Annotated in this window: 15 protein-coding genes and 1 tRNA gene; 8 read left to right on the plus strand and 8 right to left on the minus strand. The window is 68.6% G+C overall.

The window, feature by feature from the left end:
- Positions 1-8: 8 nt before the first annotated feature.
- The 4 genes from IEW85_RS01645 to IEW85_RS01660 all read right to left on the minus strand — a co-directional run bounded on the left by IEW85_RS01645 (position 9) and on the right by IEW85_RS01660 (position 13280).
- On the minus strand, positions 9-10748 hold the full coding sequence (locus IEW85_RS01645) for a non-ribosomal peptide synthetase (RefSeq protein WP_188682245.1): 10740 nt from the start codon (positions 10746-10748) through the stop codon (positions 9-11).
- A gap of 70 nt (positions 10749-10818) precedes the next feature.
- Positions 10819-11073: a hypothetical protein gene (locus tag IEW85_RS01650; protein ID WP_188682246.1), complete on the minus strand. Its 255-nt coding sequence runs from the start codon at positions 11071-11073 to the stop codon at positions 10819-10821.
- A gap of 570 nt (positions 11074-11643) precedes the next feature.
- Positions 11644-11718 (minus strand) — tRNA-Lys (locus tag IEW85_RS01655).
- 134 nt (positions 11719-11852) lie between these two features.
- A complete protein-coding gene (locus tag IEW85_RS01660; protein WP_188682248.1) occupies positions 11853-13280 on the minus strand; it encodes a DUF6318 family protein in 1428 nt (475 codons plus the stop codon).
- A 229-nt stretch (positions 13281-13509) separates the two neighbouring features.
- Here IEW85_RS01660 and IEW85_RS01665 point away from each other — a divergent pair, with 229 nt between their 5' ends.
- Complete coding sequence (locus IEW85_RS01665) at positions 13510-14136, plus strand: hypothetical protein (protein ID WP_188682250.1); 627 nt, start codon at positions 13510-13512, stop codon at positions 14134-14136.
- Positions 14137-14153: 17 nt separating this feature from the next.
- Here the strand turns inward: IEW85_RS01665 and IEW85_RS01670 are convergent, their stop codons facing one another.
- Both IEW85_RS01670 and IEW85_RS01675 read right to left on the minus strand, forming a co-directional pair.
- On the minus strand, positions 14154-14660 hold the full coding sequence (locus IEW85_RS01670; RefSeq protein ID WP_188682252.1) for a PTS sugar transporter subunit IIA: 507 nt from the start codon (positions 14658-14660) through the stop codon (positions 14154-14156).
- Positions 14657-14887, minus strand: coding sequence for a PTS sugar transporter subunit IIB (locus IEW85_RS01675; RefSeq protein ID WP_188682254.1), 231 nt, complete (start codon positions 14885-14887; stop codon positions 14657-14659). The genes IEW85_RS01670 and IEW85_RS01675 overlap by 4 nt, the downstream gene beginning before the upstream one ends.
- A 279-nt stretch (positions 14888-15166) precedes the next feature.
- Between IEW85_RS01675 and IEW85_RS01680 the strand changes: the two genes are divergently transcribed.
- From IEW85_RS01680 to IEW85_RS01690, 3 genes are all read left to right on the plus strand, one after another.
- Entirely contained in the window at positions 15167-15931 is a 765-nt protein-coding gene (locus IEW85_RS01680; RefSeq protein ID WP_188682255.1) for a GntR family transcriptional regulator, read from the plus strand.
- Positions 15928-17175 (plus strand): PTS transporter subunit EIIC, encoded by a 1248-nt coding sequence (locus tag IEW85_RS01685; protein ID WP_229658700.1) that lies wholly within the window; start codon positions 15928-15930, stop codon positions 17173-17175. The genes IEW85_RS01680 and IEW85_RS01685 overlap by 4 nt, the downstream gene beginning before the upstream one ends.
- Positions 17176-17306: 131 nt before the next feature.
- Positions 17307-18122, plus strand: a complete 816-nt coding sequence (locus IEW85_RS01690) for a spermidine synthase (RefSeq protein WP_188682257.1) — start codon at positions 17307-17309, stop codon at positions 18120-18122.
- A gap of 102 nt (positions 18123-18224) precedes the next feature.
- Here the strand turns inward: IEW85_RS01690 and IEW85_RS01695 are convergent, their stop codons facing one another.
- Complete coding sequence (locus tag IEW85_RS01695) at positions 18225-19895, minus strand: sodium:solute symporter family protein (protein WP_188682259.1); 1671 nt, start codon at positions 19893-19895, stop codon at positions 18225-18227.
- Complete coding sequence (locus tag IEW85_RS01700; RefSeq protein ID WP_188682261.1) at positions 19892-20215, minus strand: DUF4212 domain-containing protein; 324 nt, start codon at positions 20213-20215, stop codon at positions 19892-19894. The genes IEW85_RS01695 and IEW85_RS01700 overlap by 4 nt, the downstream gene beginning before the upstream one ends.
- A 274-nt stretch (positions 20216-20489) precedes the next feature.
- Between IEW85_RS01700 and IEW85_RS01705 the strand changes: the two genes are divergently transcribed.
- From IEW85_RS01705 to IEW85_RS01720, 4 genes are read left to right on the plus strand one after another with little or no spacing between them, the layout of a single operon-like run.
- Positions 20490-20987, plus strand: a complete 498-nt coding sequence (locus IEW85_RS01705) for a hypothetical protein (RefSeq protein WP_188682263.1) — start codon at positions 20490-20492, stop codon at positions 20985-20987.
- Between the two features lie 11 nt (positions 20988-20998).
- Complete coding sequence (locus tag IEW85_RS01710; RefSeq protein WP_188682265.1) at positions 20999-21400, plus strand: hypothetical protein; 402 nt, start codon at positions 20999-21001, stop codon at positions 21398-21400.
- Positions 21397-22998 carry a sodium/solute symporter gene (locus tag IEW85_RS01715; protein WP_188682266.1) on the plus strand — a complete coding sequence of 534 codons (1602 nt, stop codon included), beginning with the start codon at positions 21397-21399 and terminating at the stop codon, positions 22996-22998. Before IEW85_RS01710 ends, IEW85_RS01715 begins: the two co-directional genes overlap by 4 nt.
- Positions 22995-24392: a histidine kinase gene (locus IEW85_RS01720; RefSeq protein ID WP_229658701.1), complete on the plus strand. Its 1398-nt coding sequence runs from the start codon at positions 22995-22997 to the stop codon at positions 24390-24392. The genes IEW85_RS01715 and IEW85_RS01720 overlap by 4 nt, the downstream gene beginning before the upstream one ends.
- The last annotated feature ends 44 nt before the right edge of the window (positions 24393-24436 follow it).

The following is a 24436-nucleotide window of genomic DNA, read 5'->3' on the forward strand; positions in this document are numbered from 1 at the left end:
GTCGCGGATCACCTCTCGGGCAGCACTGCTGCAAGGGCGTGGACCCCAGCGGGTTCCACAATCCGCTCGTGAGGCAGCTCGGCCTGTTCCACGATGATCTCCCCGGTGACATGCGGGGTCCAGGCGCTGGGCCCCGGACGGTCCGCCGGCACATCCGTGGTGGCCTGCACCAGGTGGAGATCGCCGCGGTAGACCGGGATCGGGCTGCGATCGAAGAGCGTCCCGATGGTGCGGAAACGTGTGGCGCTGCGCCGCATGGTCTCCTCCGGCACCGAGGCCAGCGGACTTCCGGCCTCGCGCAGGAGAGAGCGGGCGCGGCCGGCCGAGAGTCGACCCTGCGCCGGAGCGGGGACACCCTGGGCACCGAGGAACGCGCGCCAGAGGCTCTGCTCATCGGTGATCCCGGCCATCGACTCCTCCACCGGGTAAGCATCGAGCACCGCGAGGGTGCCCACCTCGTGACCTCGCTCCTGCAGCGCGGCCGCGATGGCGTGAGCCAGCCGACCTCCGAAGGACCAACCCACCAGGTGGAAGGGGCCCTCCGGCTGCTCGCTGAGGATCACATCCACGTATTGCACGATCAGCTCCTGCATCGTGGCAGGCTCCGTGGGCACGGGTTCATCGGGGGCTATGCCTGGCATCTGCAGGCCGAGGATCGGTCGCGCAGTGTCCAGGTGGGTCACCAGCGAGGAGAAGGACCAGCTCAAGCCGCTGCCAGGGTGCACGGCGAAGAGCGGGTTGCCAGTCCCCTCCCGGCGCAGCGGAAGCACTGCTCGCAGGCTCTCGGCGACGTCGGCTGCGCCGGACTCCACCAGAGCGGCGAGTCCCTGCACCGTGGGTGCCTGGAAGATCGCCTGCACCGGCAGGTCCGCGCTCAGGGCGGTGTTGATCGCCGAGATGACCGGCTGGGCCAGGAACGAATGGCCGCCGAGATCGAAGAAGGAGTCTTCCGCGGTGACCTCTGCTGCGCCCAGCACCTCCGAGAACGCGTCCGCCACGGCCTGCTCGGCAGGGGTCCTAGGGGCGCGGCCCTCGAGACCGGCCGTCGAGGACTCAGGTGTCGGCAGGGCACGGTCGTCGACCTTGCCGTTGGGAGTCAGCGGGATCTCACCCAGGAGGCTGACCGCCGCCGGGACCATGTATCCCGGAAGCACAGAGCGCAGCCGAGGCATCAACGCAGACGGCAGCTCCGACTGCTCCGGCTGGGGCGCCGACGTCGGCGAGGCGTCCAGTGTTCCCACGGCGTCCAGGGTCACCCAGGCCAGCAGCTCGGTCCCGCGCTCCAGGGCGCGCGGACGTACCACGGCCTGCGAGATCTCAGACATGCCACGCAGCACAGACTCCACCTCAGCAGGTTCCACGCGATAGCCGCGGATCTTCACCTGAGTATCGGCACGCCCCAGGGACCGCACACGAGGCCGCTGTTCCTCCGGGCCGGATTCGACGACGACGAGGTCCCCGGTCCGGTACATCCGCCCGCCCACGGCGGAGAACGGATCCGCGACGAAGCGGCTGGCAGTCTCGGCGGACCTGCCGCGGTAGCCGTCGGCCAACTGAGCCCCGGCGAGCCAGAGCTCGCCCACCGACCCATCCGGGACCGGACGCAGCCGCTCATCGAGCACGTAGGCCGCCGTGGCAGTGGTGGGGAAGCCCAGATCAGGCCGCACGTCGTCTGAGACTTGGGCGATCAGGGAATCCACCCCCACCTCGGTGGGCCCATAGAGGTTCCAGGAGGTGGTGGTGCTGCGCTCTCGCAACCATCCCCAGAGGTCAGGATCCACCGGCTCGCCACCCAGCAGCAGCACGAAGGGGTCCTCCGGGCTGCTCGCGTCGAGGCGGTCTCCCAGTCCGGCGTGCGCTGTCAGGGCGCTGACATAGCTCGGCGTGGTCTCCCAGGCGGTGATCCGGTGCTCTTGGAAGTAGCCGACCAGAGCCTGCGGGTCCCGGCGGGTGGTGTCCTCGATCAGGTGTACCTGGTGTCCGGCGGCCAGCCAGAGGATCGGGTCCATGGCGGCGTCGAAGCCCACCCCCGTGGTGTGGGCCAGACGCTTGGGCTGTTCCTGCGCTGCGGGCATCAACGTTGCCCGGTGCGACGCCAGCAGGTGGTCCAGTGCCCGGTGCGGCACCTGGACGCCCTTCGGCGTCCCGGTGGTGCCCGAGGTGAAGACCAGATATGCCGCGTCCTCGGGGCGCGCCGGGTCAGGGCGCGGATCCTGGCCGGGGGCCGGGTCCCCGACTGGGGCGTCCGGGCTGAACAGGGAGGCCACCCCGAGCAGCTCTGCGCCGTTGAGGTCGGCCTGGTCTGCGGCATCGCGCGCCAGTTCGGATGAGCTCTTCAGCGGCCCGGTGGCCGCGGCCTCCTCCCCGTGCAGCACCAGCCGAGGTGCTGCCGCGGTGAGCATCGCCGCGACCCTGGACTCCGGCAGGGTGGTGTCGACCGGCATCGCGACCGCGCCGGCCCGCCAGCTGCCGAGCAGGGCTGCCACAGTGTCAAGGGAGCGTGGCAGGCACAGCGCCACCACGTCTCCTGGCTGGACCCCGTGCGCCGCGAGTCCTGCAGCGATCGTCCGGGTGCGAGTCTCGAGCTCGCGGAAGCTCAGGCTGGCCCCGGCGGCGACCAGCGCGGTGGCATCCGGCGCTCGGCGCACGCTCTCCGCGAGGGACTGCAGCACTGTGGCTGGACGGTCTTCTGGCTGCGAGGCGGCCGGCCAGGGCGTCAGATCAGACGCGGTTCCGGCCAGCTCTGCGTCCAGCAGCGGCCGGTCCGGGGCCTGCCCGACATCCTCCAGGAACTGCATCCAGTTCTGGATGAGGGCTTGGGCGGTACGTTCGGAGAAGAGCGCCGCATTGAACTCCAGCACCCCGTCCACATCAGCATCTTGGCCAGCCCGGGGACGCAGCGTGAAGGAGAGGTCCACCTTGGCGCTGCCGGTGGTCCCGGGGTCCAGTGGGGTGGCCGTGACATTGGGAAGGTCCAGACTGAGTTCTGTGGGCTGCTCCACCGAGAGCATGGTCTGGAAAAGCGGGTGGCGGCCGAGTCGGCGCTCCGGGCGCACCCGTTCCACGATCTGCTCGAAGGGGACGTGTTCGTCCTCCAGCGCGGCGAGGGTCTGCTGGCGGGCCAGTGACACCGCGTCGGCGAAGCTCAGCGACTCCTCGGAGAGGTCCAGACGCAGCGGCAGGGTGTTCACGAAGAACCCGATCAGCTCCTCGACATCCGGGTCGGTGCGACCCGCCGAGGGGGAACCGATGACCACGTCCTCCCCGGCGCCGATGCGGCGCAGGTACCCGGCCAGCCCGGCGAGCCAGCCGTGGAAGCTGCTGGCGGACTGCGCGGTGGCAGCGGCGGTGACCTTTCCGGCGAGCTCGGCCGGGATGCTGAATCGCAGCTGCCCGGCCGGCTGGCTCGCGCTGTGCGCCCGCTGCCCGTCCTTCGGCAGCACCAGTTCGGTGGGCGCTGCATCGAGCCGGTCCACCCAGCGAAGCAGGGCCGGGTCCTCCTCGCCGCGTGCCTGCATCCACTCCCGCAGGTGAGCCTCGCGGCGCGCCACATCACCGAACTGCACGCTCAGCGGTCGGCGCAGGGCAGTGCCCCCGCACACCCGGGCGGTGTAGGAGGCGGCGAGGTCGCGCACCAGCGGCGCCAGCGAGGCGCCGTCGGTGGCGATATGGTGCAGCACAAGCTCCAGACGCCAGGTCTGCTCTGCCTCTTCTGTTCCACCGTCTGCACTGGTCTGGTCTTCGAGGGCGACCAGCGCGGCGCGCAGCGGCTTCTCCTTGCTCAGGTCGAACCCGGCGGAGATGTCCAGCGGCTCATCACCGAGGGTCCCGGATCGGGGTTCATGCACGAGCTGCACCGGCCGCGCCTCGACGGTGCTCGCCGTGCCTGACCCAGACGGTGTGTCCGAGGCGGACGGTTCGGCGGGTCTCTGGGCGGGGAAGGTGGTGCGCAGCACCTCGTGGCGGGCCACCAGGTCATCGATCGCTTCGCCCATTGCGGCGGTGTCCAGCGCCCCCTGCAGCTCCACGTGGAGGACCACGTTGTAGTCAGCCGATGAGGGGTCCAGGTGGTTCAGGAACCAGAGCCGGGACTGCCCCGCAGTCAACGGCAGCTCCAGGCTGTCGGGGCGAGGGTGTTCCTGGACCCAGGTCTGCAACGAGCCGTCCATCGGCTCGGCAGGTGTCGAGGACGTGTGCTCGGCCTCCGTCCCCGCATCAGCGGCGGCTGTACCCGTCCCCATGCGCAGCAGCTGCGCCGGAGTTCCGGCCTCAAAGACTGCGCGCAGCGGGATCGAGAGTCCCAGCTGCTGCTCCAGTCGTCCTATCAGGGAGACGGCGAGCAGCGAGTGTCCACCGAGCGCGAAGAAGTCGTCGTGGGGCCCCACGCTCGGCATTCCGAGCACCTCGCTCATCACATCGCAGACGGCCCGCTCCCGCTTGGTCTCGGGCTGCCGCGCACCTGCAGAGACCTGAGGCTCCGGCAGGGCTGTGACGTCGACCTTGCCGTGGGAGGTCAACGGGATCTCCTCGATCTCGAGGATCCTGGTGGGGATCATGTACTCCGGCAGCAGCCGGGACGCGGCGGACCTGAGGTCCTCCGGGCTGGGTGAACCGACCACCCAGGCGGCCAGCTGCGCGGTGTCCGCGCCGCCGGGGGTGATCACCCGAACGACGGCGGACTCCACGCCTTCGAGCGCGCTGAGCACGGATTCCACCTCTGCTACCTCGATTCGGTGCCCGCGGATCTTGACCTGGTCATCGTCGCGGCGCAGGAACTCCAAGGTGCCGTCCGGCCTGCGGCGGACCACGTCCCCGGTCCGGTACATCCGTCCGCCGGTGCTCCAGGGGTCGGCGACGAACGCCGACGCGGTCTCCGCGGGGCGTCCACGGTAGCCGTGTGCCTCCGAGATCCCGGAGAGGTAGAGGTCTCCCTCCACCCCCGGGGGCACCAGCGCCATCGAGGAGTCCAGCACTCGCGCCGTGAGGTTGTTGATCGGTCGACCGATATGCGGTTCGTCCCCCGTGATCGGGGCCAGCACGGAGTCCACGGTGAACTCGCTGGGGCCATAGAGATTCCAGCCCTGGAGTCGCGGCGAGTCTGCGACGGCGCGCCAGAGCGCGCCCGAGATGGCCTCGCCTCCCAGGGCCAGCGTGAGATCTCGATCCTGGGCCTCGAGGGCCTCCGGCAAGCCCAGGCTGAGGAGCTGCTGGGCGTAGGACGGGGTGGTCTCCACCACGTCTATCCCGGTCGCGGGGGTGCGGTCGGTGCTGCGGGTGCTCGGGGCGGGCTCGTCGGTTCCGGTGAGCAGTTCGAGGACGGCTTCGGCGTCGACGCGCTGTTCCTCCTGGGGGATCGACACCGTGGTGCCGGAGACCAGCCAGAGGATCGGGTCCCAGGCGGCGTCGAAGCCCAACCCGCTCAGGTGCAGCATCCTCGGCAGCGCCGGCGCGCTGCGCTCCTGGGCCGGGCCGATCAGCTGGTGCTGATGGTGGTCCAACACGTTGCGCAATGCGCTGTGCGGCACCTGCACGCCCTTCGGCGTGCCCGTGGTCCCAGAGGTGTGGACCAGGTACGCCGCGTCCGCAGGCTGCGGACACGGCGGCGTGGCGGCACTGGTGGGCCGCTTGAGGTCCTCAGCGTGGAGTCGCAGCAGCTCGGGGCGCTGCCGTAGCAGCTCCTCCTCCAGATCCTGGAAGTCTGCAGCCTCGGGCAGGATGGCGGCCCGCGGCGCGGCGCTTGTGGCGATCTGGCCGATCCTGCCCACCGGGTAGCTCAGGTCCACCGGGACCGCGATGGCGCCGGCGCGGAGGATTCCCAGCAGAGCGCTCAGGGCGTCGACGCTGCGCGGCAGAGCCAGCAGCACCGGCGCGCCGCGGCGGACCCCTGCCTGGCGCAGGTTCGCTGCGATGGTCTCCACCTGATCCATCAGCTCTGCGAAGCGCAGCTGATGATCTGCATCCTGCAGAGCCGGGGACTCCGGGTGCTGGGCGGCGGTGTGCCCCAGGGCGTCCAGGATCGTTCCGGAGGTGGCCAGCGCTGGGGCGGTGCCGTGCTCCTCGAGCCAGCTGCGGGTCTCCTCATCCACCGCGCTCAGCCCGGACAGGCGCGTCTCGGGTTCCTGCGCCATGGCGTGCAGCCCGCGCAGCAGCGTGTCCAGGATGCGCTGGGTGCTCTCGGGGGAGAACAGCGCGGCGTCGTAGGCCAGGGCGAGGTGCAGTCCGCCGTCGTCGCCCGCGGGGGCGCTGACATCGAGCATCAGGTCCGTCTTGACCCCGGCGCTGGTCATCTGGGCGGGCACGGTGATCTCCACCCCGTCCAGCTCGACCCGGGCCGGTTCGGTGTTCTGCAGGGTCAGCATCACCTGGAAGATCGGGTGCATCTGCGCGGTGCGCGGCGGGTTCATGGCGTCGACCACCGCGTCGAAGGGAAGCTCCTGGTGTGCGTAGGCGTGGGTGTTCGCCTCGCGCACCCGCTCGAGCACTTCGGCCAGCGCGGGATCCTGGTGCAGGCGTGTGCGCAGCACCAGAGTGTTGACGAAGAACCCGACCAGCTCATCGAGCTGCGGGTCGCTGCGTCCGGCCACCGGGGTGCCCATCACGATGTCCTCTCCGGCGCCATGCTGCTTCAGCGTCACGGCCAGCGCCGACTGCAGCACCATGAACAGACTGGCGCTGTGACCCGCGGCCAGGCTCCGCAGCTGCGCATGCAGGTCGGGGCTGATCTCGGCGTCGAGCTGCCCGACGCCGACCGCCGGGTCCTGCTGCAGGCTCCGGCCTGTCTCCGGGTCGGTGGGGTTCCGGGGCCCGTCCTGAGGTGCGACGCCGCGCGCGCGGTTCCGTGGCAATGCGATCTCGGCGGGCGCGCCGTCGAGCTCGCGGCGCCAGAACTCGGCCTGGGCGTGCGCCTCACTCCCGGCGTCGGAGGGGTCCCCCAGGTGCTCGCGCTGCCAGAGGCTGAAATCGCTGTACTCCAGGGTGAGTTCGCCCAGCTCAGGGTGCTGACCGGCGGCGCGGGCGGCGTAGGCGCGGGAGAGATCGGTGGCGAAGGGTCGCAGCGACCAGCCGTCGGAGGCGATGTGGTGCATCACCGCGACCAGCGTGTGATCGGTGGCCGAGGAGCTCAGCAGCAGGCCTCGCAGCGGGGTCTCCACGGTGATGTCGAAGGGTCGTTCGGCTTCCTGTGCCACCACGTGGTCAACCCGTTCCGCCGGGACCGAGACGGCGAGGAAGCGTGGGCGCGCTGCCGCTCCTTCACGCACCTCCTGGATGGGTTCTCCCTCATGCAGGGGGAAGACGGTGCGCAGCGGCTCGTGCCGGGCGGCGACGTCGGCGAAGGCCTCCCGCAGCGCGGCGGTGTCGATCACGCCGCGCAGCTTGAGCACCACGGGGATGTTGTAGGCCGCAGATTCAGGCTCCAGGCGGTTCAGGAACCAGAGTCGGCGCTGGGTCAGCGAGACCGGCAGCGTCTCGGGGTGAGCCATCCGTTGCAGGCGCGCCGAACCGCCCGCGGACTCGCCCTGCTGCAGGCGTTCCGCCAGGCCCGCGACGGTGGGGCGCTCGAACACGTCCCGGACGTTGAGATGAGACTCGGCGGGGGAGGAGAGGATCGAGGCCAGCTGGGTGGCCAGCAGGGAGTGTCCGCCCGCGGCGAAGAAGTCCTCGTCGATCCCGACGCCCTCGACGTCGAGGTTCAGCACCTCGGCGAAGGCCTCGGCCACGCGCCGCTGCATCGCGGTGCGGGGGCGCTGTGAGCTCGCCGCGGGGGTGGCCTGGGGGCTCGGGAGCGCCTTGCGGTCGAGCTTGCCGTTCGGGGTGAGCGGGAAGCCGTCCAGGACCATGATGACGCTGGGCACCATATAGTCCGGCAGCGTGGCACGGAGCTGGTCCCGCATCGCATGACCATCCAGGACGGAGAGGTTCCCCGCGTTGGCGGCGGGGGCGACGTATCCGGTCAGCCGGGCGGCCGATCCGTCGCCGTGGACCAGGGCGGCGGCCTGGCCGACTCCTGGCTGAGTCCGCAGCGCGGCCTCGATCTCACTGAGCTCGACCCGGTAGCCGCGGATCTTGACCTGGTCGTCCATGCGGCCCATGAAGCGCAGCGAACCGTCGCTGCGACGCCGGACGACGTCGCCTGTGCGGTACATTCTGGAGCCGTCGGCGGCGAAGGGGTCCGCCACGAAGCGCGCGGAGCTCATTCCCGGCTGTCCCACGTAACCGCGGGCCACGTTGGTCCCGGCCAGGTAGAGCTCTCCGACGGCGCGATGCGGGACCGGCTGCAGCGCACTGTCCAGGATGTAGTGTCGGCTGTTGCGCACGGACCCGCCGATGTGCGGCTCGGTGTCTGAGGTGATCGGCGCCACCAGGCTGTCCACGGTGGTCTCGGTGGGGCCGTAGAGATTCACGGCGTGCACCTCGTCCAGGGCGGCGAGGTGGTTCCACAGGTCAGGTCCGACCTCTTCGCCGCCGACGGCGATCACACTGGGATGATGCCTCCCGGCAGAGGCGGCGTCGGCGTCGAAGAGTCCGGTGGACAGCAGCGCTTCGGCGAAGGAGGGGGTGGTTTCGATGGAGTCGATCTGGCGCTCGCTGAGCAGCTGCGCCAGGCGCTGCGGGTCGCGTCGGTCCTCGTCGCTGATCAGGTGCAGCTCGTGACCGGCGAAGAGCCACAGCAGCGGGTCCCAGGCGGCGTCGAAGGAGAGCCCCGCGGTATGGGCCACCCTGGCCCGCCGACCGAGGCGCGCCTGGGTCGGGTCGAAGAGCTCGTCCCGGTGCTCCTGGAAGAGGTTCCGCAGCGCGAGCCGCTCGACTCCTACTCCCTTGGGGCGGCCGGTGCTGCCCGAGGTGAACACCACATAGGCGAGGTCATGCTGGGAGACCAGCGGAAGCGTGCTGGGGTCATCGGTCGCCCGGCGCCAGGCCTGTTCGGTGTCAGCATCCACCGCCATGGTGGAAAGTTCCCAGTCGGCGCCGGCCGCCCGGTCCGACTCTGCCTGCGCGCGGCTGGTGAGCAGCAGTGCAGGGGCGGAGTCCTCGATCATCCCTTGGACCCGGTCGATCGGGTATTCGGGGTCCAGCGGGACGTAGGCGCCGCCGGACTTCAGCACCGCCAGCACCAGCAGCGGTAGGTTGACGCTTCGTTCGATCCGGACGGCCACCAGTGCTCCCGGGCCGACGCCGCGATGGCGCAGGTGGTGGGCCAGCCGTGTGGAGTCCGCCTCGAGCTGCTGGAAACTGAGCACGCCGTCCTCGGCGACCACTGCACGCGCCTCGGGGTGTGCCGCCCTGGCGGCAGTGAAGGCCTGCAACGCGGTCTCCGCAGTGATCGAACGGTCTGGCCCCTGACCATGGTCCAGCAGGGCGGCGGTCTCCGTCGCAGCGGTGAGCGGAAGCTGTCCCACGGCTGTGTCCGGCTCTGTGGTCAGCGCCGATGTGATCAGGGTTCGAAGCCGCTGGCCGTGTTCGCGCAGCGTCTGATCGGAGTGCAGTGCGGCGTCACCCTCCAGCTGGAGGGTGGGGGTGGCCGCCTGGCTGTCGACGCCTGAGATCACGAAGGAGAGGTCATGGACCGGTCCGGTGGAGAGGATGTGCACCTTCCCTGTGGTACTGCCGAACGTGAGGTCCGCGACCACCGGCAGCAGGTTCACCGAGGGTCCGGCCATGCCGGACGCGCCCGGGAGGGTCTCCACCCGGAAGCGTTGGTGGCGCACTGCGTCACGCACAGTGTCGCCGGCGCGGCCGATGACGTCGGTGAGGCTGGCGTCAGGGGTGATGCTCACGTGCAGCGGCAGGATGTTGGAGAGCATCGACGGCGTCGACTTCGCCACCTTGCCGCGCCGGGCTGTCACCGGAAGGCCCACAGACACCTGGTCTTGGCCAGTGATCCTGGCGAGGTAGACCCCAATGATGCCGACCAGGGTCTTGGGCACGTCCCGACCGAGTCCGCGCAGCAGCTTCGACTGCTCGGGGTCCAGAGGCAGGCTGACGCGGACGACCTCCCGGGCAGGTCCGCGGGGGGTGCCCTCGAGTCCCTCCACCGATGATTCGCGCTGTACCTGTTCCTTCCAGAACGCCTCATCCGCGGTGTGCTGTTCCGAGGCGGCGTAGGAGTGGAGGTCCTCGATCAGATCCTGATGGCTCGGGAACGGAGAGTCTCGCCGCGCGGCGAGGGTGGCGAGCAGCTTCGCGACGGGCCCGCGCACCAGCCCCTGGGGGATCCGCGCGGTGAGAGCAGAGTAGACACGAGCTAAGTAGTTCAGCGTGATCACGGCTGAGTATCCATCCAGCATGATGTGGTGCACACGCTGGAACAACCAGTTCTCACCCGCAGGAAGCTGAAAGAGCACCGCGGCGCAGAGGTCTGCCGAGTCGAGCGCGCGTGCCTGTGTCATCTCCCGATCGATGTGTTCCCGAGCCTGGGTACGGGCAGCCTCTCGGTCGGTGATGCCGGAGAGGTTCACCACGGTCAGCAGTTCAGCTGACGGGTCGGGTCGATGCATCGTTGCGTAAGGACCCTCTGCGTCCTCATGGAAGCGCATGGACAGCGAGTCGATGTCCCGGACTGTCTTCGTCCAGGCGAGGCTTAGGGCTCGGGGATCGACTGGGCCGTCCAGTTCGAGATATTGGCTGATCTGGTAGGTGGCATTCTCCGGGTCCACTTGCTGGGCATACCAGATGCTGCGCTGAGCGGGAGTCACTTCGATCCGCGGTGTCTCCATCGGGAAGCTGCTCTCCAAGAAAGGGTTGGCCATATACTGGCATTCCTCCGGCGGGTTAAAGAGGGAAGATTGAACTGAGTGACCAGTTTTCAGAGATCAGGTCCTATTGTTGGAACTGGCCTATCTGAAGGTTGCTCAGCGCATCTCCCAGATCCACGATCGGTCCGTCGATCAAGGGGCCGTTGAGCAGCATCAGCGCGGTGCTGGCGTACCCCGTCAGAAACTCGCCATCGGTGATGATGGCGATGGCGCACACCAGGAGGGCGGCGATGCCTGTGGTGGCGACCAGACCCGCGGTGATGCCGCGCTCCAAGGTGGGGGCCTGCGCATAGGGGGCGGCCGTGGTGTGGTTGCGCATTACGATCTCCTAGCTGGTGGCAGGGTGCGGGATCACGTTTTCTTGATGACCCCGTCCTTCTGGTGCTCTGTTCGGAGCTCAGGAGCCTTTGGATTGAGGCAATCGGATCGCACCGACCAAGTGGGGTCTGCTGACGGTTCGGTTGACGCATTGGAGCTGCTCGATTCCGGGATGACGCAGATGCAGGTCTGCGAAGACCTGGGCATCTCGACATCGTCCCTGCAGCTGTGGGTGAACCGTCAGCGTGCAGAGCACCATGGGCTCGTGACTGGCAAGAGGCTTTCTTGCTCAGCGCCGCCTATGACATCCACGCCGATGACCCCGGATTCGGCCACAGGTTCATTGCTGACGAGCTCTGCGCGGCCGGGTGCCATGTGTCCGAGCGCAGGGTCTGCTCGGATCGATGGGCCGGGTCGGTGCTGCAGGCGATCATGCCGCGATGGAGAGCTTCTTCTCCACGTTACGGAACAACGTGTTCAACAAGCGCCGCCCTGGTTGCGTAAGTCTCGAGGTCAACTCAACCGTCAGCAGACCCAACCGTTGATGTCGGCGGTTTGAACAACAGCGATCTGGTGGGCCCTGTGGGGATCGAACCCACGACCAGCGGATTAAAAGTCCGATGCTCTACCTCTGAGCTAAAGGCCCTGGTGCGGTGGCGGCCGAAGAGGCCGACTTCTGATGATATCGCACCCGGTGCGACCTCTCGAAGCCGGCCTCCCCAGCCCGCTGGCGACCTCCTCAGCCCGCCAGCGCGTTCACCTGCTCAGCAGAGCACCGACTCACGGCGTGTGGTCGGGGTCGCCCAGCTCGTCCTCGATCTCGGAGATGTCGTCGAAGACCAGGTCGTAGAGCAGCCAGTGACCGGCCTCGTCGTTGTACTGGTAGAGGTAGATCACCGGCTCACCGGTGACGTTGTTGAAGTTCTCCTCCTCGCCGGTGTTGTCGAAGATCTCGGCGTCGGGTTCGGTCACCTTGCCGACGACGAAGGCGGCCTCCTCGTCCAGGTCCTGGTCGTAGAGGTCGTTGTAGTGGATCTCCGGGTTCTCCAGGGTGACCTCACCCTCGAACTCCATCCACCCGTCTTCCGCGTAGAGATCGACGAAGTCGTTGTAGAAGACGCTCCAGTCCTCACCGTCAGGGTGCTCCATGCTCTGGATGGCCTCGGCATCGCCGGTGGCCATGGCGTAGGTCAGGGCCTCCATCCAGAACTCATGCGCGGCCCAGGCACCCTCGGCGGCGTCGCTCTCAGCGCCGGCCGGCATGGAGGGTTCCTCGGCCTCCGGGTCCGGGCCGCCCAGCTGGGCCTCGAGCTGGTCGGTGATGAGCCAGTGGCCCGAGTCCTCGTCGAAGGTCATCTCGACGGTGAACTCAGTCTCGCCGCCCTCGTGCTCTTCGACCTCGCCGTCCTCGTCGTAGTAGGTGAACGTCGGGATGTCCTGGGTGACGGTGGCCTGCAGGACGTCGTCATCCTCCTCGGACTCGCCCCAGTAGTGCAGCTGCGGCTGCACGGGCTCGCTGACCATCCACTGGTCGGCGTCGGCCATGTTCTGGATCTCTTCGATGGTGGTGTCGCAGCCCTCGCAGTGCACCCCGTGCATCTCTTCCATGCGGGTGCTGTCACCGGTCTGGTCGCCGTGCCAGTAGGTCTCATACCAGTAGGACAGTGCCGCGGCGGCGCCGTCCTCACCGTCATCGCAGACCAGGGCGGGGATCTCCGGCTCCGGGACATTCTCCGCGGGGGCCTCCTCCGAGGCCGCCACATACTCCTCGTCCGCCTCCAGCTGTTCCAGGTACGGCAGCGGGATCTCTTCGGTCTCCATGATGTTGTCGCCCGGATCGATCACACGGTCCTCACCGGTGGGATCGCCGAAGCCTTCGTCATCATCGTCGACGGCTGCGGCTTCGACGTCATCGTCGTCCCCATCCGCGTCGTCGAGATCGTCGTCCGCGTCGGCCTCTCCGGCCTCCTCGGCGCAGAACTCCGCCAGAGTCGGCGCCTCCTCCTCGACCTCTTCGGTCTCGCCGGCACCGCCCTCGCCGGCCTCCGGCGTCTCCAGCCCCACGCAGGAGCTGAGCAGCAGGGTTCCCACAGCGGCCACGCCGAGCACCGAGGCCCTCCGCAGCGGCCGGCGTCGCAGCTCCTCCTCCGCAGCGTGCGGGGACTCCACCGCCTCAGTCGTCTCGGTCCGACCCTCTTCGCGGTGCATATGCGCTCCTGTTTCCGTCCGCTCCCGTGTTCATATCCCCGAGTTCAGGCTGAGGTCACCTCACGCCCTGTGAACATCAAGGGGCTGGCGCCGATTCTACAGAGGCTGCGCCCTACGATCCCCGGATGAACCCGACGCCGACGCCGGGCGGGGGTTGGTGCGCGGCCCCGCCTCCGCGGAATACAGTAGGGACCCCGGCTCCTGCAGTCCCCCGGGGAAGGAGGCCCAGATGAGCACCCAGCAGCATCGGCGACCCAAGTTCACCGAACCTGCCGTCTTTGACCAGCGCGAAGGTGGGGCAGACCCCGCCGCGATCTCGCAGGCCGCCCATGACACCGCTCATGCGCTGGTCTTCCACGGCCGCGACTCCGATGATCCGGAGGTCACCGAGCGCTTTGTGAAGCTGGCCGAGACCGAGGGCATCGAGGCTATCGCCGAGCTGTGGGCGGACTCCCCGCCGCGCTCCCTGGCCGGCAGCCTGTGGCGCATCTACGCCATCCGCGCGGCCACCCAGAAGAACGCCGAGAGGATGTCGGAGTATTACCGCATGGGCCGCAGCGACGCCGTGCCCCATGCGGTGGCCGGAGTGCCCGAGCCGCCCACGGCCGAGGAGATGACCCGGCTGGCCGATATGGTCCTGGCCGGGATGTACACCGGGGACATCGACGTGGCCTTCGACCGCGCCGCCGCTTTCTGTCGCGTGGTCGCCCGGGGCCAGGCCCTCTGGGCCGGCCGGCATGAGGACGTCAGCCCGGAGGATGCTCAGCGCCTGACCTCCCGCGCCGATCAGCTGCTCGGCACCGCCGAGGACCTGGAGGGCTCCGCACGGGCCTTCCGCGCCGGAACTCTGGACTGAGCCGACACTGGTGAGCCTCAGAGTGTGAAGAGCAGGGCTCCGGCTGTGACGTCTGCTGCATCCGAGACCCGCAGGTTCTCCGCGCTCTGCTCCAGGGCTATCACCGGGGAGACGGCCGAGATGTCCGAGCGGTCAAGCCCGACCTGATCAGCCAGTGCCGGCAGTGCGGAGGGATCCCAGCGTGTCAGCGGGTGGCCCACAGTGACGGCCTCACCCTCCTCCACCAGACGAGTGAATCCTGCTCCGTTGAGTCTGACGGTGTTGATGCCCAGGTGCACCAGGACGCCGAACGTCTGCGCCTCGGTTTCATCGGTGATCAGAATTGCATGAGGATGTGCCTTGGCGACAGTGCCCGCGATCGGGGCTACGGCTGTGCGCTCACCAGAGCCGTCCGTGCGGGGATCGATCGCAGCTCCGGCTCCCATCATGGCCTGGGAGAAGACTGGATCCGGAACCTTGCTGAGCGGGAGAACCCTGCCCGAGCACGGTGCTGCGACCGTGAGGCCCTTGGTCCTCTGCGTCACCTGAGATCCTCGATGTCGTCGGCCAGGTTGTCAGCTTCCGGGCCGACGATGACCTGCACGGCACTGCCTGCGACGGTCACCCCGTGAGCTCCAGCGGCCTTCAGTGCGGCTTGGTCCACCTTGGAGGCATCCTCGACCTCGGTGCGCAGGCGAGTGATGCACGGTTCGATCTCGACGATGTTTCCGGACCCGCCGAGTGCGGCCACGATGTCTTCTGCTTTGCCCATGGTGCTTCTCCTTGTCGTGTTCCTCTTCGGCTGCGGTGGATCGTAGGGGAGTGTCCTGTCCTGTGAGCTCCGCCGCAGCGTCTCAGGATGCTCAGCGATCTCCCGTGTCATCCGGGTGGTGGCCGAATCCTGCGTGCCCGATCCCCCTATGACGGTCATGTGAACGGTGCCCCCTCATGTCCCTGAGGCTCTTGACAGACGATGTGACGATCGTCATAGTCAACTGGTACGTACCAGACCGTATCAGTGGTCACACACCCTGTCGAGAGGCCCTCTTCTGTGCCGACCAGCCGCCGCGCCATCACAGACGGACCCGTCGCCAAGCACATCCAGCTGAGTCGAGCCCTGGCCAGGAGAGTGGCCGAGGAGCTGTCTTCCGGCCAGGCAGTGCCCTCTGAGCGCGAGCTGATGGCCGAGTACGGCCTCTCCCGCGCCACTGTGCGCAGGGCGGTGGAGGCGCTGATCGCTGACGGGCTGCTGCAGCGGGTCCCTGCCAAAGGAACGTTCGTGGTCGAGCCTCGCGTGGAGAGTCAGCTGCACCTGGCCTCGTTCACACAGGACATGCGCCGTCGGGGTTTCACCCCCAGGACTCTCCTGGTCAGCTGCGCTGAGGAGGTCCCCACGGCTGAAGCCGCACGGGCGCTGGGGATGGCCCAGGATCAGACGGCTTGGCACATCTCGCGCATCCGCTTGGCCGACGACCAGCCCATCGCGGTGGAGACCGGGTGGTACCCCACCGCGACTTTCCCGGGGCTCGAGCGCGAGGATCTGACCGGATCGCTCTACGAGATCTTCGCCCAGCGCTACGGCTGCACCATCGACTCGGCCGGACAGACGCTGTGGGGAGAGACCGCTGACCGCGCCGTGGCGCGTCAGCTGCAGGCGACGACGTCGACGCCGCTGCTGGTCTTCCAGCGCACCTCCTATGCGCAGGGGAAGCCGCTGGAGTACGTGACCTCGCGGTACCGCGGAGACCGATACCAGGTCCATATGGAGCTGAGCAGTCAGCCCAGCCCCACTCGCACAGAAGGGACAGGCCAGTGAGCAAGGAAGACGGAAAGATACTTCAGAAGGACGGCAAGGGCTTCAACGTCGCCGGCGTCCAGAAGTTCGGACGCAGCCTCATGCTGCCCATCGCGTCACTGCCGGCTGCCGCACTGCTGATGCGTCTGGGCCAGCCGGACCTGCTCGGAGACGAGGGTCTGGGCTGGGATGAGGTCGCTGCCGTCGTCGGTGCCGCCGGTGATGCGCTCTTCGACTGGCTTCCGCTGCTCTTCGCGGTGGGCGTGGCCATCGGTATGGCAAAGAAGGCTGACGGATCCACTGCGCTGGCCGCAGTGGTCGGTTTCGTCGTCTGGGAAGCGGTCTGCGAGGCCATGTCTCCCATGGTGCTGGGGGCTGACGCGGCAGAAGCAGGCGAGGTGGTCGACTTCCACGTCCTCGGCGGCATCCTCGTCGGCCTCATCACGGCGTTCCTGTGGCAGAGATACCACCGGATCAAGCTCCCTCCCTACCTGGCCTTCTTCGGCGGTCGGCGATTCGTCCCCATGATCACTGCGCTGGCCGCCATCGTGCTGGGAGTTCTGATGAGCTTCCTCTACAGCGGGTTCGACGCCGGCATCACCGCACTGGGCGAATGGGTGACCCAGAATGCCGTCCTCGGAGGCTTCGTCTACGGCTTCGTCAATCGTCTGCTCCTGCCCCTGGGGCTGCATCACATCCTGAACAATCCGCCGTGGTTCCTCATCGGTTCCTATGACACGGGGGACGGCGTGGTGACCGGTGACATCGAGCGCTTTCTCAGCGGTGACCCGACCGCAGGCATCTTTATGACCGGCTTCTTCCCGATCATGATGTTCGCCCTGCCGGCTGCCGCCCTGGCCATCTGGCATGAGGCTCGTCCGGAGAACCGCAAGGCTGTCGGCGGGATCATGATCTCGGTGGCGCTGACCGCCTTCCTGACCGGTGTCACCGAGCCGCTGGAATTCGCCTTCATGTTCGTGGCCTTCCCGCTCTATGTGGTCCACGCCTTCCTGACCGGCACGTCGATGGCGCTGGTCAACTATCTGGAGATCAAGCAGGGCTTCGGCTTCTCCGCGGGCCTGTTCGACTTCCTGCTCAACTGGAACATCGCTACCAACCCTGCATGGCTCATCCTGATCGGGCTGGGTTACGCGGTGGTGTACTACGTGCTCTTCCGCGCGATCATCCGCCGGTTCAACCTCAAGACGCCCGGCCGGGAGGACTCGGAGGAGAAGCCCGAATCGGCGCCCGAGACCGGGCAGTGAGCGTCTCGACGGTGAGCTCACTCCGACGGGCGCGCGTGAGGAGGGTCTGATCCTGGGCTCGCCCCGGTGCCACGGGGGCGCTGGTCCAGGCGCTGCCGGCGGCCCCGCAGCTCGCCTGAGAGACTGAGGCTATGGCGCACCGCATCCAGCTTTCCTTCTCCGGGCACTTCGCCGAGCTCAGCCCCGATGACCTCACCGAGACCGGCGTGGTGCTCAGCACCGGGCCCGCCCCGGACCAGATGGCCGAGCAGTCCCATGTGGAGGTCGAGGACCCCAGCTACCTGCTGCACGACTACACCTACCGGATGAGCTCGGTGCTGCGCGCGGTGGCCCCGCGGCTGTGGGGCGAGCGGCCGGCATCGGTGCTGCACCTGGGGGCTGGGGCGCTGACCCTTCCGCGGTGGATCCAGGCACAGTGGCCGGGATCTGCCGCCATCGCCCAGACCGTGGTGGACATCGAGCCCGAGCTGGTGGACTTCATCCTCGAGCATGTCCCGATGGAGCCCGCCCCGGAGAACGTGGTGGCCGATGCCGCCCAGGTCCTCGGCCCCGAGGGTGCTCTGGCCGGGCGCAGCTTCGATGTGGTGATCGTGGACCTGTTCAACAGCGCCGATGCGCCGGCGTCGTTGGTCTCCGCCGAGTTCTGTGCCCAGGTGCTGCGCGCGCTGAATCCGCAGGGGCTGCTGCTGATGAACCTGGGCGACGACGCCGGCATGGACTTCGCCCGTGGGCTCACCTCCACGCTGCTCGGCGCAGCGGGGAAGCCTGATGACGCGCTGCTCACCGCGCCCGACGCCGTCCTCTGCGCCCACGAGGAGGGGAATCTGGTCTTCGCCACGGTCCCCGACGCCGGCTTCACCGACTTCGAGCGTCAGCTCATCTGGGCCGCCGGCCCGCATCCCGGTGACGTGCTCACCGGGTCAGAGCTCACCGACTGGACGTCTTGACGCGAGTCGAGCGGGGCCCCGGCCTCCTTCAGCGCTGATCGCGTCTGAAGAAGGGCCGAGACCCCGCTCGTCTCTCAGTCAGGCTCACTCAGGCGGAGAGGCTCACACCTTCGTGGTCTGCTGGGAGGGGTAGCGGATGGACTCCACCATCTCCTGGACCTCGTGGCTCGGCGGCCGGGTGAGGTTGGAGACGATGATCGTCACCGTGAAGTTGACCAGTGCGCCGATGGCGCCGATGCCCTCCGGTGAGATGCCGAGGATGTGGTCGTTGGCGCCGGTGCCGAAGATCTCCAGGGTGTAGATCATGTAGCCGGCGCTGAACACCAGGCCGGTGAGCATGCCCGCTGCGGCACCCTTGGCGTTGGCCTTCTTCCAGAAGATCCCCAAGATGAGGATCGGGAAGAAGGTCGAGGCCGCGAGTCCGAAGGCGAACGCCACCACCTGGGCCACGAAGGCCGGCGGATTCAGCCCGGCGAAGATCGCCACGATCACAGCGCCGGTCATGGCCAGGCGTCCCACCAGCATCTGGGTCTTCTCCGTAGCCTGCTCCTTGGAGATCATCCGGTAGTAGATGTCGTGGGAGGCGGCGGAGGAGATGACCAGCAGCAGGCCGGCCGCAGTGGACAGAGCCGCTGCCATACCGCCGGCGGCCATCAGGCCGATGATCGGAGCCGGCAGGCCGCCGATCTCCGGGGAGGCCAGGACCAGGATGTCGTTGGAGACGATCAGGTCCGCGCCGGAGGCCGCATCATTGGAGACAGTGTCGATCAGGCCGTCCTCCGCGTTGAGCGTCACATAGCCGGCATCGGCCCAGGGGTCGATCCAGGAGGGCAGCTCATCGGCCGTGGAGCCCTGGGCTCCGCGCAGCAGGTTCAGGTTGGTGAACGCGCCGACGGCGGGAGCGGTCAGGTACAGCAGGGAGATGAAGAACAGCGCCCAGAAGGCGGAGAACCGCGCACCGCGCACCGTCTTGGTGGTGTAGAAGCGGATGATCACATGCGGCAGACCAGCCGTGCCGAGCATCAGCGAGGCGGTCACCAGGAAGACGTCCAGCTGGCCGCCGTCGCGTCCTGCGAAGGCCTCGGTGAACTCATGCAGACCGAACTCGGTGCGCAGCGCATCCAGCTCGGAGAGGATGGTTCCGTAGGTGACCTGCGGGATCGGGAAGCCGCCGATCTGCTGGGAGACGGCCACTGCCGGGATCGCGTAGGCGATGATCAGCACGATGTACTGGGCCACCTGGGTGTAGGTGATGCCCTTCATTCCGCCCAGCACTGCGTAGAAGAAGATGACTGCGGCGGCCACGACCACGGCCCATTCGGCCGAGAGGCCCAGGAAGCGGGCGAAGACCACGCCGCCGCCGGTCATCTGGCCCACCACGTAGGTGAAGGAGACGACGATGGCGCTGATCGCCGCGATCACGCGGACGCTGTCGCTGTAGCGGTCGCCCACGAATTCCGGGACGGTGAACTTGCCCCATTTGCGCAGGTAGGGGGCCAGCAGCAGCGCCAGAAGCACGAAGCCGCCGGTCCAGCCCATCAGGTAGACCGCGCCGTCCGAGCCCATGAAGGTGATCATGCCGGCCATGCCGATGAACGACGCCGCGCTCATCCAGTCCGCGGCCACCGCCATACCGTTGGCCACCGTGGGCACGCCCTGGGAGGCGACGTAGAACTCCTTGGTCTCCTTCACGCGGGAGCGCCAGGCGATGTAGATGTAGAGCCCGAAGCTCAGCACCAGGAAGAGGAAGGTCCAGAACTGCATCGAACTCATCGGGAGTCACCGCCCTCCGCCGCCGGCCGCTCGTCCACGCCGAACTCCTTGTCGATCCGGTCCATCCACAGCGCGTAGACGAGGATCAGGAGCACGAAGGTGTAGATGGCGCCCTGCTGGGCGAACCAGAGTCCCAGCGGGAAGCCGAGGATCACGATGTTGTTCAGCGGCTCCACCAGCAGCACGCCGAAGCCCAGTGAGACTGTGGCCCAGATGGCCAGCAGGACCACCAGCAGGCGCACGTTCTTCTTCCAGTAGCGGCGGCGCCAATCCTCGCCCGGAGGAGCGCCTCCTCCGTTCTCATATGTCACATCAGACATGTGAGGCTCCTTTGCTCTGTTCGCTCGCCCCCGCGCAGTGCGCGCCGGGGATCTGCGTTCAGCAAACTGTGATTCAGCTCACAAGACAAGGCGACGCGACTCAACGGCGCGGGCGATCTGGCGAGCGGCGCCCTGGGCTCCGCCAGCGGTCATCGAGGCCCAGGGATGCCGCTCGCACCCCGCTTGTGACCGCTCGTCATCACAGAGCTGCCGTTCGGCGCAGGGAAGCGGCTCCGAGGATGACTGTGACTCGCATCACCCTAGAATGGGTGGCATGACTCAGGTGAAGAGCGCAGCGGAGGACAGAGGCCTGGCAGGGGTGGCCGCCCGGCTGAAGGCTGGCCGCGGAAGCGGCTTCGGGATCTTCCATCCGGGCAGCTGGGCAATGATGATCGCCGGCATGATGATGATCTTCTCGGCCTTCCTGCCCTGGGTCTACGTGACGCTGACCCAGGAGATCGTCGGCGAGAGCTTCGTGCTGCGCGGCACGGACGGCCCCGGTGTGCTGACCCTGGCTGTGGGCTGTCTGGCCTTCGGCGGAGCCTTCATCCCGCGGCGCCGCCTGGCCATCGGCCATGCCGCCGTCCCCGGACTGGTGGTGGCCGGCATCGTACTGCTGCAGGTCTGGAACATCATCGCCGCCTCCCTGGAGACCGCCTGGGGCAGCTTCCTGCCCGGTATGGGCCTGGTGCTCGCCGGCGGCGGAGCGGTCATCCTGATCCGCGCCGCGCTGAAGATGTACCGTCAGTGGCCCGACCCGGCCAAGGGCTGAGCCGCCCGCGCGTGAGAGCTGAGCCGGAGGTTCAGGACACTCCTGCCGAGGTCGACGCCGCCTTCCGCACCCTGCGCCGGGTGGCCGTCACCTATTTCATCGTCTTCCTGGCGGTGGTCGCCGCCTTCCCGGTGCTCACCATGACCCTGGACTGGTGGACCGAATCCCGGCTGTTGGGCGACCTCAGCCCCGCCTTCCTGGCCGCCGCCGTCGGGCTCTATGTGGTCTTCGCGGTGATCGGGGTGGCCGCGGCCACGCTCAGCAGCTCGGTGGAGCAGCGCATGCTCGGCGGCACCGGTGCCGAGGGTCCGGAGCAGGACCCCACAGACCCCGACGCCGACCCCTTCGGCTACGGCCCGGAGGGGTGGGAAGACTTCGGTTCTGTCGCCGATGAACCGCCGGGGCGCCTGTGAGCACAGCCGCCGTCATCACTCTGCTCGCCGTCTTCGTGGTGGTCCTGGGCGTCTCGCTGATCACGCGGCCGCGGAACTCCTCCACTGTGGACTTCTACCTGGCCGGCCAGCGCGTGGGAGTGGTCACCAACTCCTGGGCCATCTGCGGTGATTACCTTTCGGCGGCCTCCTTCCTGGGGGTGGCCGCCGCCGTCTACGTCTCCGGGCTGGACGGTGCCTGGTACGCCGTGGGCTTCGCCGCAGGCTTCGTGCCCGTGCTGCTGTTCGTGGCGGCCCCGCTGCGCCGCTTCGGCGAGTTCTCCCTGGCCGACTTCCTGGGCCGGCGTCTGGAGTCGGACCGGGTGCGGCTGACCTCCGTGGGCGTGGTCCAGGTGGTGATCCTCTGCTACCTGGTCCCGCAGTCGGTGGGCGGCGGCATCACCTGGGAGCTGCTTGTGGGCCACGGGATCCTGGGCCTGAGCCCCTACGCCACCGGAGTGCTGATCTCCACGGCGGTGATCGCTGTGGTCGTGGCCTTCGGCGGGATGCGCGGCACCACGTGGAACCAGGCGGTGCAGTTCCTGCTGCTCTTCGCAGCCCTGCTCTGGCTGGCGGTGATGGTCACCGCCGACGGCTTCCGCTACGGAGACGAGGTCCCCGTCCACACTGAGGACCCGGTCATGTTCGGCGAGCCCGGAGCCCGCTATGGGCATCTGGGCCAGGTGGCCCTGGTGATCACTCTGGCCATGGGCACCGCCGGGCTGCCCCATGTGATGAATCGGTACTTCACCTCGCCCACCGGCCGGGCCGCGCGCACCACCACGCTCTGGGTGCTGATGCTGATCGGCGCCTTCTACGCCCTGGCCGTGATGATGGGCACCGCCGCCCGGGACGTCATCCCGCGCTCGGTGGCCGACCACCCCTGGCTGGAGGAGCTCACTGTGGACGGGGTGCTGCGGGTCCCCGAACACGCCCTGCCGGTGCTCGGGCGGATCTACGGGGAGGAGGCCGGGCTGGGCCTGGTGGCCGCGGCCGCGCTCATCGCCGCGATGTCCACCGTGGCCGGACTGCTGCTGGCCTCGGCGGCCACCTGGGGCCATGACGTCTACGAACGCCACATCAACCCCGGCGCCACCCAGAAGCAGGCGGTGCGCGCCGGACGGCTGACCACGCTGATCGCCGCCGGACTGGCCGCCGCGCTCGCCGTGCTGCTGCGCCCGGAGACCTTCACTCCGGCCATGCCCTCACTGGTGGCCACGATGGTCACCTGGGCCTTCGCCGTGGCCGGCTCCGCGCTGACCCCGGTGGTGGTGCTCTCCATCTGGTGGCACCGCACCACTGCCGCCGGCGCCCTGACCGGGATGCTCGCCGGGGGAGGGGCCGCTGTGGCCATGTTCGTCACCGCCGGCTTCCTGGAGCCCTCTTCGCTGCGCGATCTGCTGGCCGCCCCCACGCTGGTGGCCGCCCCGCTGGCGGTGCTGGTGACCGTGCTGGTCTCCCGCAGGACCTCCGCCCCGGAGAGCATCCGCGAGGTCTGGGTGCGCATGCACGGCACGGCGGCCGATCGCCAGGCCGAACGATTGGCGAGGATGATGGTCAGGAGGAAGGGGAAGTCATGACCACTGGCGGGATCCGCGGAAGCCTGACCCTGGCCGGCGTCGTGGTGCTCATCTGGACGGTGCTGTACCTGATCACCCAGCTGCTGGTGAGCCCGGCACTGCCGGTGCTGCCCACCCTGGGCATCGGAGTTGCGCTGACTGTGGGCGTGGTGCTGGGCTATCCCTCGGCGCTGCGCGGGCCCCGCGGCGGCCGCTCGGCTCATCTGGGCGGGGCCCACCGCAGCGGGGATCGGCGCGATGATCCGGAGCGCAGCGTGCGTGATCTCGCCGCCGCCGGACGCTCGGTCCCGCTGCGTGCCGGCCTGACGCCCGACGCCGCCCGGCGCACCTGCGAGCTGCTGCGCCCGATGCTCTCCGGGGACGCGGTCACCATCACAGACCGCGAGAACATCCTGGCCTTCGTGGGCCCCGGCTCCGACCACCACCGCGACGGCGGCGCCCTGCAGACCCGCTCAGCCCGGCGGGCCATGGGCAAGGGCAGGACCGTGGTGGTCAACGATCCCGCCGGAGTGGGCTGCCGCGAGCCCGGATGCGAGATCCAGTCGGCGGTGATCGCTCCGCTGCGGATCGGCAGCCGGGTGATCGGCTCGCTGGGCGTCTTCCAGGCTGGAACCCGCATCCCGCCCAAGCGGATGGTGGAGGACATGGCCAATATGCTCTCGCTGCACCTGGAGCTGGCAGAGCTGGACCGGGAGCGCCGGCTGGCCGCCAGCGCCCGGCTGGACGCGCTGCGGGCCCAGATCAATCCTCACTTCCTGTTCAACATCCTCAACACCATCGCCTCCAAGGCGCGCACCCGTCCGGAGGAGGCCCGCGAGCTGCTGCTGCGGCTCAGCGAGTTCTTCCGCTACACAGTCCGCCAGGAGGGGCATTTCGCGGAGTTCGCCCAGGAGTACTTCTTCGTGCGGACCTACCTCTCCCTGGAGCAGGCGCGGTTCGGCGACCGCTTGGAGATCCGCTATGACATCGACCCCCAGGTGCTGACCTCCCGGGTGCCGGTGCTGGTTCTGCAGCCGCTGGTGGAGAACGCTGTCAAGCACGGGGTGGCGCGGAAGAAGGAAGGCGGCACCGTGCGGCTGCGCGCCCGGCTGGACCCGCTGACCCGGATGGTCTCGCTGCGCGTCAGCGACGACGGCGTCGGGATGGATCCGCAGGTGCTGAGCCGACTGATGGGGGAGGGCCAGCCTCCCCAGGAGGCGGAGAAGACCCGCGACGCCGTGGCCGAAGGTGACGTTGTGCTCGCCGGAGGCGGCGAGGACGGGGCCCACGCCGGCGTCGGGCTGAAGAACATCACCGAACGTCTGGATGCGCTCTTCGGAGACCGCTATGACCTCAGCATCACCGCACCCAAGGCCGGGGGCACTGTGGTGGATCTGAGCATCCCGCTGCGCTGAACCGCGGTGCTGGTGCGGGTCTGCGGCGGGATCCTGTGGCGCGG

Source organism: Nesterenkonia cremea, assembly GCF_014642675.1.
Classification (GTDB): Bacteria; Actinomycetota; Actinomycetes; order Actinomycetales; family Micrococcaceae; genus Nesterenkonia; species Nesterenkonia cremea.